We start from the raw sequence: 13,954 nt of genomic DNA, 5'->3' as shown, positions 1-13,954 counted from the left end.
GGTGGGTGTCGATTTCTCTGGGAATGCTGCTGGGCTCGTTCGGGACTTTTTTCCAGGTTTGGCTGCTGTCAATTCTGGTTGGCGAAGACCTATGGCTTTATATCACCATCCAGATTACCCGATTCGCCGATTGGGGCTTCCAAAAGCTGGGATTGCTCGCTCAACCGGGTCTTCACCTGATTCAAACCCTGGCGGTTTTTGCCGTATTGCTCAACAATGCCGTCTATCTGTTTGTGGTTCACTTAGTTGCTTTGCTCCTCCTCAACCGCTTGGGCAATCCCATTCCACCACCACCGAAATGGGTTCAAGTGTTATTGGATTACGAAGAAGATTGAACCTGTGACCCTCAAACCGACGGATGGCGAATCGATCCGAGTTTATACCCAACTCGAACGAGGACGGCAGTGGTTAGAACGATATCGGGGGAAACCACCGGTATTTGCCTGCATTTTGGGGTTTACGGAGACTGGGTTGATTCCGGGAATTTCGGCCGCCGGACGGACTCCTGAAGATCGTCGGTATACGGCGATCGCCGATGCGGAGTTTCTCATGGACGGACCTACACCCCATCCTCGATATCCTCTACCACCACTGGATGCTGGCGCTTCCCCAGTACTCATTTCCCGAGCGGCGATCGAAGCTCTAGCTATTCCCGTACACCTGTTCGATACGGGGTTACCACAACCTCCATCGGTTCGGGCGATCGATCTGGGAGGAATTCCCGCTCGTTGTGTGAGTACGGGAAAGGCGATGGATCTCGAGACGGTCGAACATTTGCTCGAACAAGGATTTCGTTGGGGAGAGCAGTTGGCTGCCGGAGGGAGCTATTTGATTCTCGGCGAGTGCGTCGTGGGAGGAACCACGACGGCTTTAGCGGTGTTAACGGGATTGGGATTCGCCGCCACCGGCAAGGTGAATAGCAGCCATCCCACCTGCAATCACACTCAAAAATGGAATGTGGTTTGCCGAGGATTGCAACGATCGGGTTTTGGATCGGAGAAATCGGCTCGTTCCCCCCTTGAGTTGGTGGCTGCTGTTGGCGATCCCATGCAAGTGATGGTGGCGGGAATGGCGATCGCCGCTAGCCGTATCGGAGGAGTGTTGCTTGCTGGAGGAACCCAGATGTTGGCGGTCTACGCCCTCACCCGAGCGATTGCCCGAGAAGCGGCGCTCCCGTGGCAGCCTGAGGAAATTGCAGTGGGAACGACTCGTTGGGTTGCCGAAGACCCCACGGGGGATACTTGTGGTTTGGCTTGCGAAATCGGGACGGTGCCACTGCTGGCCACCCAGCTCAATTTTCAAACATCGAGTTACGCTCAATTACAGGCTTACGAGCGCGGTTACGTGAAAGAAGGCGTCGGAGCTGGAGGCTGCTCGATCGCAGCTCACTTGTATGGAGGCTGGAACTCGCAGCGATTGTTACGAGAGATTGAGGTTTTAGCTCTTCGCAAGGTGCGTATGGAGTGCAATGGTTCCTAAGAGCATCCGAAATTGCCCAATTGAGTGAATTTTATAGCACTACATCTGTAGATAAAGACATAAGCGGCAGTGACGGGATAGACCTCGTTTGACGGTCGAGTGTGTTGCGATCTCAAATTCGCGTTTGAATAAGCATCATTCCCGATCGGGAAGACTCCTGAGAAAAGGACTCGTGGAGTTTGCCCGCTTACGGTCGATTTCCCGGATCTGACATGACTCGAACGCGCCCGAGCTTCAGGGCATAGTGCTATATCGATCGCTCATTTGCGCTGGGAATTTTTGAGTGTGACAGCGAGGTTTTTCATTGGTTTTGAGGTCGAAAACCTGTGGAGGATTGGGTCCGATTAAATTTTCCTCGTTTTTCTAAGGATGAAGATTTACCCAATCGTTTTTAGCTGAAAAGTTCAGTGCACTCTTCGAGAGAGAAGCTGTTCTTCCAAGGCGGCAATCCGATTGTAAGCCGCTGTCAGTTGGGCGGTTAACCTTTGAATTTGAATTTCAGGAGAGAGCTGTTTTTCTCCATTTTGGTTGCTCAAATCCATGCTATTTCCATCAAGGAGCACGTCTTTATGTTCCATGAGGGAACCGAGCAAACTCATTTCGCTGGCGTGAGGACGATTTCCATAGTTTCCAAAACCAGAAGGTTCGCTATCCGAGCGAGTGTCAGTCTCCCGCTGGGTAAGCAATCCAGAAATTTGTAAGCTCAAACGCTCGATCGTTTCAGATAAACGATCGATTCTGTGGTTTAGTGCTGTGATTTGGGCTTCTTGTAGTGAATTCACCATTGGGTGATTTCTCCAAAAAATTGTTCAATTTCATTGTAGAAACCTATTTGAATAATCTCGATTTTTTTCTAGATTATTTAACCTTTGCAAAATAATATCTGGCAAAGTATAAAAAATCAGAGAATTTGTAACAAATGTATCTTTTTGCGATCGGTTGACTGAAGATGAAACTTCAAGCGCCGTACGGTATTAAGCAATATTCCAGAGCATGAAGTTCAATGACAATCGCTATTTTTACGGTAAAAAATTATCTCAAATTGACTCTAAATTGTAATAGAGATCGCCCAACACGCTCGTGTCTTGATTTATCGGTCGAGCGCTCTCATCTCGATGGGGTATCGCAGGAGTGGGCTGAAATTGGGATAGACTCTATGGAATATCCCTCCTCACCCTGCAAATGGATAGCTCTTTGAGATCGGCACTCATGAAACCCTCTGAATCTTCGATCGATCGCCGCTCGTTTCTGACCGGGACGGCGGCGATCGCGATCGCTCAGTTGCTGGGGGGATGCGATCGAAGCACCCGTGAGACCTTAACCATCGAACTGTTGAACAATTCCGTGCCGGTGCAGTTAATCGGTAAATTTCGCCAGCAACTCGATCGACCCATCGTCCTTGAGTTTTCTCCAGAGTCCCAGTTAGCAGATTTATTTGCCTTGTTGCAAAACTTGTACCAGAAGCAGCAGACTCAAACCGACGCTTCCAATGGTGGTGAATCGGGATCGTTCTGGCAGAATCTTCCGTTTTTTAGGTCTACAAAGGCGGTCCCCGATTTGGTAATGCTCGGAGATTATTGGCTCGCAAAAGCGATCGAATGGGAGTTCGTGCAGCCGATTCCCGTGGAAAAACTGACGCTGTGGGAAAAACTGAGTGACGAACTGGTTCCCTGGAAAACCTTGGTGACGCGCGATCGAAACGGACAGCTTGCCAGCGTTGGCTCGGAAAGTTTCGTCTGGGGAGCGCCATATCGGTGGGGAAGCATGGTGATGGCGTACCGTCGGGATAAGTTTGAGAAATTGGGATGGATGCCGACGGATTGGTCGGATTTGTGGAAACCCGAACTGCGCCATCGGATCTCGTTACCCAATAGCGCTCGGGAAGTTATTGGTTTGACCCTCAAGAAGCTGGGTCGCTCTTACAATACTCCAGATCTCGACAGCGTACCGGACTTGGAAGCAGAACTGGTTGCATTGCAGCAACAGGTGAAACTTTACAGTTCCGATGCTTATCTGCCACCCTTGCTCTTAGAAGATACCTGGCTGACGGTGGCACCTTCGACGGATATCTTGTCCTTGCCTCAGTACGATGGGGAAATTATGGCGGTGGTTCCTCAGTCTGGAACGTCTTTATGGGCCGATTTGTGGGTGCGTCCGACGGGGGTGGATGATTCGGCAGAAAACGAGTCCGATATCGCACTTTGGCAGCGATGGATTAATTTTTGTTGGGAGTCTTACATTGTCAGTCAGCTTTCGTTGCTGACGAAGGCGGCTTCTCCAATACTAACGGGGATGCAGCGAGGGACGCTACCGGAGAATATTCAGAAAAATCTCGTTTTATTTCCGCCGACTCAGACACTTGCCAGCAGCGAATTTTTGAACCCATTGTCGGATGAGGCAATCGAACAGTATCGACAGTTGTGGGTGAAGGTGCGATCGAGTTAGCGATCGTACTTTCAAGACGACGGTTGTTGATGAGAAGGCTGGGTATGCAAAACATGGCTCGAAAACCGAAGATTAGTATTGTTCTACCGGTTTTTAATCCTCCAGAATCGTTCCTTCGAGATTGCCTGGATTCAGTTTTGGCTCAAACCTATCCCCATTGGGATTTATGTATTGCCGATGATGCTTCAACACAGCCTTACGTTCGAAGTATACTCCTCGAGTATCAAGAGTGCGATCGAAGAGTCAAGATTATTTTTCGCTCGGAAAACGGTCATATTTGCCGAGCGTCGAATTCGGCTTTAGAGCTGGCAACGGGGGAGTTTATTGCGCTGCTCGATCATGATGATGTTCTATCGATCGATGCCTTAGAAGAAGTTGCAAAACTTTTAGCAAAATATCCCGATGCGGATTTTATTTATTCTGATGAGGATAAAATCGACGATCGCGGTAATTTAAAGTTTCCGTTTTATAAGCCAGATTGGTGTCCCGATACCTTTTTATCGCGAATGTACACCTGTCATTTAGGGGTTTATCGTCGATCGCTCGTCAAGGAGATTGGTGGCTTTCGAGTAGGGTACGAAGGCAGTCAAGATTACGATTTGGTGTTGCGAATTACCGAACGAACCGATCGAATTTTTCATATTCCCAAAATTCTCTATCACTGGCGGCTTTACTCTGAGTCTACGTCATCGGGTTCGGTGGCAAAGCCTTATGTTTCTCGAGCGGCTCGGCAGGCTTTAGAAGATGCACTCGAAAGAAGAGAAGAAGCGGGTGTCGTGCAAGCAATTCTGGGGGTAGCAAACCATCATTTGATTCGCTACTCAATTTCTGGTAAAGATTTAGTTAGTATTATTTTAATGATACCCAATTCGGGTACTAGTCTACATCGTTGCTTAGAGTCTATTTTTAAAAAGAGCCAGTATTCTTGCTACGAAGTTATTGCAAACGGGAACGGAGATCGGCAAGTCGAAGTAAACTCGATTTTAATCGATTGGCAAATTCGAGAACCTTTAAGATTTCGATATTATTTTACGTTTGCGTATTCCAACGATTACCAGCTTCAAAATGAAGCTGTCAGGAAGGCGAAAGGAGAGTATTTACTCTTTTTAAGTAGCGAAATTGAGGTAGAAACACCAGACTGGATCGAAGCCATGGTGGAGCAGGCGCAACGACAATCCATCGGTGCGATCGGTTCTCTTATATTATACCCCGATCGAAGGGTTTTTCATGCCGGAATTATTCTAAGTTTGCATGAAATCGATCGCTACAGCCATCAAGGTTTAGCAGATACGGCAGCAGGATATTTCGGCTATTTAAAAACCATCAATAATGTCTCAGCAGTGACAGATAAATGTTTGATGTGTCGGCGGCATCTTTTTGAAGAAGTGGGTGGTTTTGACGAACAATTAGCTGTGGTATATGGAGATATTAATTTGTGTTTGAAGTTTCGATTGAAAGGCTACAACAATGTCTATTTACCTCATGTTCGAGCGACTTATTATTCGGCCGTCGATCGAGAGAAACAAGATCGGCAAGAATGGGGGCAGTTACTCGATCGCTCAAAAATTATTGTTCGGCAAAGATGGAAGTCACAACTCGAGCGAGACCCTTGCTACAATCGAAATTTACAAAATTTAAATTATCAGAAAAAAACAAAACTACCCAAAATAAAAGCAGATACATTTATTATTACCGGAATGCATCGTTCGGGAACGTCTTTAATCGCTTCAGTTTTTGATATTTTGGGAGTCTATTTAGGAAAACGATTACTCACTGCAGATCGATTTAATTCGACGGGATACTTTGAGGATTTGGACTTTCTCAATCTTCAGCGATCGATTTTGCAAGCATCCTGTTCGGTAAGCGAAGTGGGATGGGTGGATTGGGGATGGAATCGGGAAGAAAACTTAGATAAAAGTGGATTGCAAAATTATTACAAACCTGCCACCTCGTTAATCCAGTCTCGCCAACAAACGCTCAAACCCTGGGGATGGAAAGATCCGAGAACGTCTTTGCTACTGCATTTCTGGGATTCTTTACTTCCCGAGGCAAAGTATATTTTTGTCTATCGCGTTCCCTGGGAAGTTTCTAACTCAATTTCTCGCCTCCATCATCCCTTTTTTCAAGAACATTCTGGCTGCGCGATCGAGATTTGGCGTTTTTACAATCGTCACTTACTCGAATTTTACCAGAAGCATCCCGATCGCTGTATTTTGGTAAATATTCATGCTTTTTCTCGATCTCCCACTCAGTTTTTGAATTTGCTACAAGCTAAGTTGGGTATGGAGGTACGCGACGAGTGGCGATCGCAAATTGGAGAAATATTCCAACCCCAACTCTTTCACCATACTGACGATCTTGCATCAAACGTGCGGCAACTCCGACAAACTGCACCGGAATGCTTAGAAATACTTACAGAATTAGAGAAAGTTGCCGATATTCCCAGTGGGATATTCTTAGAAGACGACACCGAAAATTTAGAGATTAATGTTAAGAAAGTACCTCCTCTAGTTTCGGTCATTATTCCTTGTTTCAATCACGGTGAGTTTCTCGAAGATGCCATTCAAAGTATCGAGGAATATCCAGAACCGATTTATGAAATTATTATCGTGAATGATGGTTCAACTGATGAGATAACCCAAAAGGCGATCGCCAATCTCAAGCAACGAGGATACCAGATTATCGAACAGGCGAATCAAGGATTGGCAACTGCTCGAAATATAGGAATCGAAAGTGCAAGTGGTGAATATATATTACCCCTTGATGCCGATAATAAAATTCGATCGAACTATATTCGCAAAGGAATCGAAATTCTCAAGCAACATCCTAAAATCGGCGTGGTATATGGAAATGCGCGTCTATTTGGAGAAGATAGCAGTATTTTCCAGGTTCCAGACTTTAATTTGTATCAACTCTTAATTGGTAACTATATTGACGCTTGCGCGATATTTCGCAAACAAGTTTGGAAAGATTGCGGCGGATACGATCCTAATATTCCCGAGAAACTGGGATATGAAGATTGGGATTTTTGGTTAAGTGCGGTTGAGGTGGGTTGGGAGTTTTACCACCTTCGAGAAGTCACATTTGACTATCGAGTTCGCCATAATTCAATGGTGGCGGCTTGCAATCTTCCCAAACATCGCAAAAAGCTGTTTCGCTATATCTGTAACAAGCATTTCAATTTATTTCTTCCCTATCTTCCTGACTTACTCGCCGAGAAAGAAGCGACAGCTTTACAAGAAACCAGACGTGGAAATCTTTTAGCTTCTCAAATCAATACTTTACAATCTCATTTAATCTCTAAAATGAGTCAGAAGATAGAAGACACATCACGAAAGCCACTAACGATATCTCAATCTCCCCTCGTCAGTATTTGTATTCCTACATATAATGGCGATCGATTTCTCAAAGATGCGCTTTCGAGCGCTTTTGCTCAAACTTATCCCAATATTGAGGTGATTTTATCCGACGATCGCTCGAACGATCGCACTCTCGAAATTGCCGAATCTTTTCGAGAGCATACCTCAATTAACTATACTGTTTTAAGTCACGATCGATCGAATTTAGCAGGGAACTGGAATCATTGTATCGATCGCGCGCGCGGTGACTATATTAAATTTATTTTTCAAGATGATATTTTAGATGCCGACTGTGTTGAGAAAATGCTCGAACTCGCCGAACGAGATCGAGAAATCGGACTCGTTTTTTCGCCGCGACTCTTTCTCCTAGAAAAAGGAGTCGATCGCATTCCATCTTTGATGCAGCTTTATCGAGGATGTCGTCAATCCCATTTGGGGTGGTCGAACTTACAGCCAATTCAGTCAGGCTTAGATTTATTATCCGATCCGAATTTAATGGAAAATCCGATTAATAAAATTGGCGAACCCAGTACCGTTTTGATTCGGAAAGCTGTTTTCGATCGAGTTGGAAAATTCGACTCCCAATTCAATCAATTTATAGATTTAGAAATGTGGTGGAGAATTTTGTTGTATTATCAAGTAGGGTTTATCGATCGGAACCTTTCATATTTTAGACTGCACTCACAACAGACCACTCGAAAAAATATAACTAAAAAGTTATTCGACCTCGATCGGCTTTATTATAAAATTTCCACAGCTAACATTTTTGAGCCACTTCCCGAACCCATAAAAGTTGAAGCTTTTTGTCGATATTTGTTGTCGATTCAAAATCTAACGACTGAGGATCGAGTTCGACTTCACCATTTAACTCAAAAAGCCAAGAAAATGTTATCTTCATCCATCGAGCTAAAATCTCAAGGGGAAAAGATCGAAGGCTTGCTTCATAAAATTTCACAGAAACATGCAGAAATTCCAGGTAGTTTAAATTAGAATAGTTCCCAAAAATCTTGCCGATCGTTATTGGAAATTGACGAGTTGAAACTGAAACTTAGCTAACGCGATCGGCAAAAGTCAAGTTTGCAATAGGCTCATTCGTCGATGCGCTACCACGGCATACCGATTAGAAACTAGAGGACAGAAGACTGATGACACCCTTGACTTCCCTTGTTATCACCAGTTACAACCAATCCCATTACCTCAAAGATGCGATCGCCACGATTCTCGCGCAAACCGAAACCAACTTCGAGCTGCTGATATGGGATGATGGATCGACCGACGACTCCGTACAAGTGGCTCGCAACATCGCCGCCACCGACGATCGGGTAACCGTTGTTGCCGCCGGACATTTGGGACGGGGACGAGCGCTCGAAGTGGCGATCTCCCAGACTCGCGGCGAATATATCGGCTGGGTTGACGGGGATGATTTGCTCGCAGCGACGGCGTTAGAACAAACCGCCGCCATCCTCGACGCGCAACTCTCAGTGGGAGTCGTCTATACCGACTACGCCGAAATCGATGGAGACGGGAAATTTTTAGCCATGGGGAAACGCTGCCAAATCCCCTACTCTCCCCAGCGATTGCTCACGGATTTCATGATGTTCCACTTCCGCTTGATGCGCCGTTCCGTTTACGATCGCGTCGGTGGCATCAACCCCAGATTTGAATATATCGAAGACTACGATTTGTGCCTGCGTCTGTCGGAAGTCACCCAGGTTCATCACCTCGGGCAGCCACTCTACTTCTATCGCCTCCATCGAGACAATACCTCCCGCATTCAGCATCAAACTCAGATCTGGCGCTCCCAAAAAGCGATCGAACAAGCCCTAGAACGACGTGGACTCGCCGAAACTCTCAAAATCGAGGTGAAACGGGGTAAATTCTGCTTGCGCCGGATTAAGCCCCAAAAAACAGCGATCGCTCCCCTGCGAATTGCGTCCTGGTTGGTTCCGTTGAGCCTACCCTTCATACCCATCACCGCATTGGCAAAACCCCTTCAACCCTTTAATGCTTACGGAATCGCACCCAGCAGCCACAATATTCCCCTCGATCGCACTTTGCCCTCTCCAGAGGAACGATTGTTTTGTGTCGAGGATTTTGGATTCGACAATTTAGGAGTCAATGACGATATAACTCCCCTTGGAACTGTCGAAAATAACTTGAAACGTTCGATCGCCGCACTCGCCGATCCCGCAGTCCCCAACGGTTTCCTCGATGCTGACGATACCGAATTTCTTATGGGTGAAGGCTATGGCGATAGCGATGGCGACGGCTACGGAGGATCGGGTTACGGAGGATCGGGTTACGGTGATGGCGGGGAATAGAATATGGGGGGTCGGATGCGTCCGATGGCTGCGTTATTTTCCCGCATATCCCTCAATATAAAAAATGAAAAATCGGGCAAAGAAAAATTTTCCTTTTGCCCGAAGTAGGGAACTCAATCTGACAGACTACTTTCTAGTGTGTCGGTTTGGAGAGCGTTCGACAGTCCCCGGAGGGGGTACTCTTGCCCAAAATCTATAAAAAACAAGTATTGCGATCGCCAACTCCAGCCGCCATGTCACAATATTTGTTTGACGTAAGTCCCGTGCAAAATTATGACGATACATTCCCAGCTACAGTCCGCCTTCGATCGCGGAACCGCCCTCAAAGTCATTAGCGGTTTAACCAACTTCGATCGCGATCGGGTGGCATTTACCGTCAAAGCCGCAGAAGCCGGAGGCGCGACGTTTGTCGATATTGCCGCGTCCGCCGACTTGGTTCGTCTGGCAAAGAGTCTAACCGCCCTTCCCATCTGCGTTTCGGCCGTAGAACCCGAGAAATTTGTCAGTGCGGTGGAAGCCGGGGCCGATTTAATCGAAATTGGGAACTTCGATGCCTTCTACGCCCGAGGTCTTCGATTTGAGGCTGCTGAGGTGTTGCAGCTAACCCAGCAAACTCGCGCCCTCTTACCCGAGATTACCCTCTCCGTCACCGTTCCCCACATCCTTGCCCCCGACGAGCAGGTACAGCTTGCGGAAGCCCTAGTGGATGCCGGTGCGGACATCATCCAAACCGAAGGGGGAACCAGCAGCCAACCCAACCACGGTGGCACCCTGGGACTGATTGAAAAAGCAGCTCCCACCCTCGCCGCCGCCCGAGAAATTTCCCTGACCGTATCGGTTCCGGTTCTTTGCGCCTCCGGTATTTCCAGCGTCACCGCACCGATGGCGATCGCCGCTGGAGCTGCCGGTGTGGGCGTAGGTTCGGCCATCAACCGCCTCGACAGCGAAGTGGGTGCGATCGCCACCGTTCGCAGTTTGGTTGCCGCTCTAGAGAGCGTTCGCCGCACTCCCATTGCTCGGTAGTTTTGAAGCGTATGAGGGTGCGAAGGAGACGGGTTCATAAATGAGAAGGATGCAGTGACGTCCAGATGGGGAGAAAAAAAGAATAACGACTCACCCATTTTTCGTTCGCTCTTCCCCCGCCTCCCCGACTCCCTCTGCTTTCTTTTTTCCAAACTCCAAATTTGCGATCGAGGTTGACACCGGGTCACTTTTTTGTCAGTATAGTTGAGTACGCAATTTTTGCGGGTATAGCTCAGTGGTAGAGCGTCACCTTGCCAAGGTGAATGTCGCGCGTTCGAATCGCGTTACCCGCTTTTTTATTAGATAGTTCAAGCAAATTAACGGGTCAATATGCCTTCGTATTTGGCTTAACGTTCGTTGTGGTTAGGGGTATTCGATCGTAAATCACTGACTGGAGTTTAGACAAAATTCGATTGAGAAGGTTGCAACCGTTGTGTGGCAAACCTTTTCGATTCCAGTTGTCCGATGGTTTCTTTGAAGGCTTTGGCGAAGAAGAGTTGTAGGTGACGAACCCATGTTTTGAGTCTAGAGGGGTTCGCCACATTTCTCCCCTACTTAATTCCAGCGTTGTAAACTTTCTCGTTAGCGCGCACCGATTGCATGAAATCCACGACAGGATTCGGGTAATCCACCCCTAAGCGCAGGTTAAACCGCTTTTGTTCCACCGGCTGTAACTTCCAGGGTTCGTGAACTTTATTCGCCGGAACCTCCGCCAATTCCGGCAGCCAATGCTTAACGTAATCCCCATTGCGATCGTAATCTTTCGATTGCTTGGCGATGTTGAAATAGCGGAATCCGCGCGCGTCGTTACCCACCCCAGCGGTGTAGTTCCAGTTGCCCCAATTGCTGCAAACATCGTAATCCACCAGCAGCGACTCGAACCATTCCGCCCCCATCTGCCAGTTAATGCCCAGATTTTTGGTGAGGAAACTAGCCACATTTTGCCGGCCGCGATTGGACATAAACCCGGTGGCGGCGAGTTCGCGCATATTGGCATCCACGAGGGGATAGCCGGTTTTTCCATCCTGCCAGAGGGCAAACCGTTCCCAATCTTCCTTCCACTTCATACGCAGTCCCCGCAACCCCGACAGGTGGAAGACGCGGTTTTTGTGTTTGGCGCAGATGAAGCGGAAATAGTCCCGCCACAACAACTCGAACACCAGCCAGTAGGTGGAATTATTGGCGATCCGATCGCGTTCGTATTGCTGTACTTGCTCGTAAATATAGCGCGGGGAGAGGCAACCGAGGGCCAGCCAGGGGGAGAATTTGGAGGAATAATCCGCCCCCAGCATTCCGTTGCGGGTTTCCTTGTATACTCGGAGACGATCGCCTTCCCAGAAATACGCCTGCAGGCGATCGAATCCCGCCGTTTCTCCCCCCCGAAACCGCATCACCGCGCGATCGTCATCTCGGGGGGCTTCAAGTCCCAAATCTTCGATGTCGGGAATCGCGCCAACCTCAATTTCCGGCAAGGTTGGCAATGCTTTCGGCGCGGGGAAGGCGGGATCGATGGTGGCGTTTTTCTCCACCTGCTTGCGAAACTGGGTAAAGACTTCGGGAATTCCCGTTAGGTCGAAGGGCAAGTTTTCGGGATGGTACAGCGTCGCCCCCCACCACGATCGCATCTTAATTCCCAGGGGTTTGAGGGTCCGACGCAACCCCTTCTCGACAGTCACTTCTTCGGCGGTGACCTCCCGATGGTAATATACCGCGTCGATGTTGAGTTGCTGCGCTAACTGGGGGATAACTGTTTCCGGTTCGCCGCGACGGACGATTAAATTGCTTCCGAGAGATTGCAGGCGCGATCGCAAGTCAGCCAGACTTTCGAGGAGAAATCGGGCGCGGAACGCTCCAGTTTTGAGAAATCCGAAAGAGGTTTCGCCGAAGTGACGGGGGTCTAAGCAATATACGGGAACGATTTGCGCCCCAGATGAGATTGCTTCATGTAGCGGTTCGCTGTCGTGCAATCGCAAATCGTTTCGATGCCACAGTAAAATTCGTTGTTGGCTCACAATCAATAATCTATATCCGCCTTCGTCATAGTAGAATACATACAACCAAAGGTACTCCGTCTGAGGGCAAACTTTCCACCTGCAAATTCGGCTGGCAGGTTATGGGAAAGTTTGGGAGGACTCAACGAATTGAAGTGAGTCAAAGCGATCTCCCTAGCTCTAATAAACAGCGAACCTTTGTAACCCACGGACGGGTGTCTGTTGTTCGATATTCGAGCAAGCTGTCCGATGGTGTTTGGCTCGTGTTGATGTTTTCTTACGCTCCAAATTCTTCAAAATCAGGTTGGGCTTTGAAAGCCAAAACTGAAGATTTTAGGAGCGATCGGCTTTTTTTTAGATGAATTGACTTCTTCGGGAGTTATTACTTCTGACTCCAATTTGTTCGATCGGATGCGATCGCCTCATGAGGAAATAAGAACGGCGATAAGAATGCGGAGCAAACTTTCTAACTCATCGGGAATCAAATACAGCTTTGTCGCTTGGGTAATTCGTTTTTCGAGGCGATCGAGTTGAGCGAACTGCCACACGTCGCCCGTAGTAACAGCACCGAATAATACCGGAACGTCATCGCCCAGTCGTTGTTCTAAAGCAATTAATTCCACAGCCAATTGGGTAAAACCCCGCGCTAAATCGGCATTTTTGGCTTCAACCACCAAACATTGCCGATCGGCATATAAATAATAGTCTAGCGAGCCTTTGAGGTGTTCGTTGACTGTTAGTGGATATTCGATTCGCAGTTGAGCGCGCGCCACCTCAGCAACTTCGACTAAAATGGGCGCAATTAGCATTTCCCGGCGTGCCGCTTCGCTAGTAAGGCTGACGAAAGTTAGGCGGCGCTGAAGTTGCTGTTGGAGAATGGCAGCACGTTCTAAAGAGTCGGGATATCGTGCCAAATCTAGGGGCATTCGCCGCAAAGAATAACCGAATTCCACCAGAATATCTTCCGGTTCGCAGGTCATTTCAAAGTAACTGCGAAACGTATACGATCGACCGGGTTGCAAAATAGGTGGTACGGACATGGTTTGAAGACGTTATTGGCTCGATATTCGTACGATATCGCGTTTCTTCCTGTATTTATCGTGGGCGGCGGTTCGCCCAAAAAGCGCGATCGACGTAAAATAACGTCATGTCATCATCTCGCCCCGCCACCCGCCTGTTTGAAGTCCTTGCCAATACGCCGCGACTTTTGCATTTAGTCTGGCAAGCCGCCCCGATTCCGTTATTGTGTTCCCTCGGCGTCACCCTCGCCAAATCGCTCTTGCCGGTTTCCGAACTCTACGTCACCAAACTGGTCGTCGATCGCGTGGTGAGCAGT

General features: G+C 48.0%; 10 protein-coding genes, 1 tRNA gene and 1 pseudogene. 8 read left to right on the top strand and 4 right to left on the bottom strand.

Features of this window, described 5'->3' with window-relative positions; all coding sequences use genetic code 11:
* Positions 1-335 (top strand): annotated as a pseudogene (locus tag IQ235_RS05460) (DUF2232 domain-containing protein); the annotation flags it as partial.
* Between the two features lie 4 nt (positions 336-339).
* Positions 340-1,479, top strand: coding sequence for a nicotinate mononucleotide-dependent phosphoribosyltransferase CobT (gene cobT, locus IQ235_RS05455; RefSeq protein ID WP_264320483.1), 1,140 nt, complete (start codon positions 340-342; stop codon positions 1,477-1,479).
* A gap of 404 nt (positions 1,480-1,883) precedes the next feature.
* Here cobT and IQ235_RS05450 read toward each other — a convergent pair whose 3' ends face one another.
* On the bottom strand, positions 1,884-2,264 hold the full coding sequence (locus tag IQ235_RS05450; RefSeq protein WP_264320482.1) for a hypothetical protein: 381 nt from the start codon (positions 2,262-2,264) through the stop codon (positions 1,884-1,886).
* 424 nt (positions 2,265-2,688) lie between these two features.
* On the opposite strand from IQ235_RS05450, the gene IQ235_RS05445 reads away from it, so the two are divergent.
* From IQ235_RS05445 to IQ235_RS05425, 5 genes are all read left to right on the top strand, one after another.
* Positions 2,689-3,924, top strand: a complete 1,236-nt coding sequence (locus tag IQ235_RS05445; protein ID WP_264320481.1) for an extracellular solute-binding protein — start codon at positions 2,689-2,691, stop codon at positions 3,922-3,924.
* Positions 3,900-8,273 (top strand): glycosyltransferase, encoded by a 4,374-nt coding sequence (locus tag IQ235_RS05440; RefSeq protein ID WP_264320480.1) that lies wholly within the window; start codon positions 3,900-3,902, stop codon positions 8,271-8,273. Before IQ235_RS05445 ends, IQ235_RS05440 begins: the two co-directional genes overlap by 25 nt.
* A 155-nt stretch (positions 8,274-8,428) precedes the next feature.
* Positions 8,429-9,604, top strand: coding sequence for a glycosyltransferase (locus IQ235_RS05435; RefSeq protein WP_264320479.1), 1,176 nt, complete (start codon positions 8,429-8,431; stop codon positions 9,602-9,604).
* 273 nt (positions 9,605-9,877) lie between these two features.
* Positions 9,878-10,627 (top strand): DUF561 domain-containing protein, encoded by a 750-nt coding sequence (locus IQ235_RS05430; protein WP_264320478.1) that lies wholly within the window; start codon positions 9,878-9,880, stop codon positions 10,625-10,627.
* A 221-nt stretch (positions 10,628-10,848) separates the two neighbouring features.
* Positions 10,849-10,920: transfer RNA gene (locus tag IQ235_RS05425), tRNA-Gly, on the top strand.
* Between the two features lie 105 nt (positions 10,921-11,025).
* Here IQ235_RS05425 and IQ235_RS05420 read toward each other — a convergent pair.
* From IQ235_RS05420 to IQ235_RS05410, 3 genes are all read right to left on the bottom strand, one after another.
* Positions 11,026-11,169: a hypothetical protein gene (locus IQ235_RS05420; protein WP_264320477.1), complete on the bottom strand. Its 144-nt coding sequence runs from the start codon at positions 11,167-11,169 to the stop codon at positions 11,026-11,028.
* A gap of 9 nt (positions 11,170-11,178) precedes the next feature.
* On the bottom strand, positions 11,179-12,645 hold the full coding sequence (locus tag IQ235_RS05415; RefSeq protein ID WP_405196645.1) for a DASH family cryptochrome: 1,467 nt from the start codon (positions 12,643-12,645) through the stop codon (positions 11,179-11,181).
* Between the two features lie 395 nt (positions 12,646-13,040).
* A complete protein-coding gene (locus IQ235_RS05410; protein WP_264320475.1) occupies positions 13,041-13,658 on the bottom strand; it encodes a hypothetical protein in 618 nt (205 codons plus the stop codon).
* 107 nt (positions 13,659-13,765) lie between these two features.
* Between IQ235_RS05410 and IQ235_RS05405 the strand changes: the two genes are divergently transcribed.
* A partial coding sequence (locus tag IQ235_RS05405) for a hypothetical protein (RefSeq protein ID WP_264320474.1) occupies positions 13,766-13,954 on the top strand: 189 nt, incomplete at its 3' end.

This window comes from Zarconia navalis LEGE 11467 (genome assembly GCF_015207075.1).
GTDB classification, from domain to species: domain Bacteria; phylum Cyanobacteriota; class Cyanobacteriia; order Cyanobacteriales; family Geitlerinemataceae; genus Zarconia; species Zarconia navalis.
The sequence above is the reverse complement of the archived record's forward strand: the minus strand, read 5'-3'. Positions and strand labels throughout refer to the sequence as shown.

What these genes read in the sequence shown, in the direction of transcription:
- IQ235_RS05445 (WP_264320481.1), top strand. Translation starts at nt 2,689, where the DNA reads ATGAAACCCTCTGAATCTTCGATCGATCGCCGCTCGTTTCTGACCGGG.
- IQ235_RS05410 (WP_264320475.1), bottom strand. Translation starts at nt 13,658, where the DNA reads ATGTCCGTACCACCTATTTTGCAACCCGGTCGATCGTATACGTTTCGC.
- IQ235_RS05435 (WP_264320479.1), top strand. Translation starts at nt 8,429, where the DNA reads ATGACACCCTTGACTTCCCTTGTTATCACCAGTTACAACCAATCCCAT.
- IQ235_RS05450 (WP_264320482.1), bottom strand. Translation starts at nt 2,264, where the DNA reads ATGGTGAATTCACTACAAGAAGCCCAAATCACAGCACTAAACCACAGA.
- IQ235_RS05430 (WP_264320478.1), top strand. Translation starts at nt 9,878, where the DNA reads ATGACGATACATTCCCAGCTACAGTCCGCCTTCGATCGCGGAACCGCC.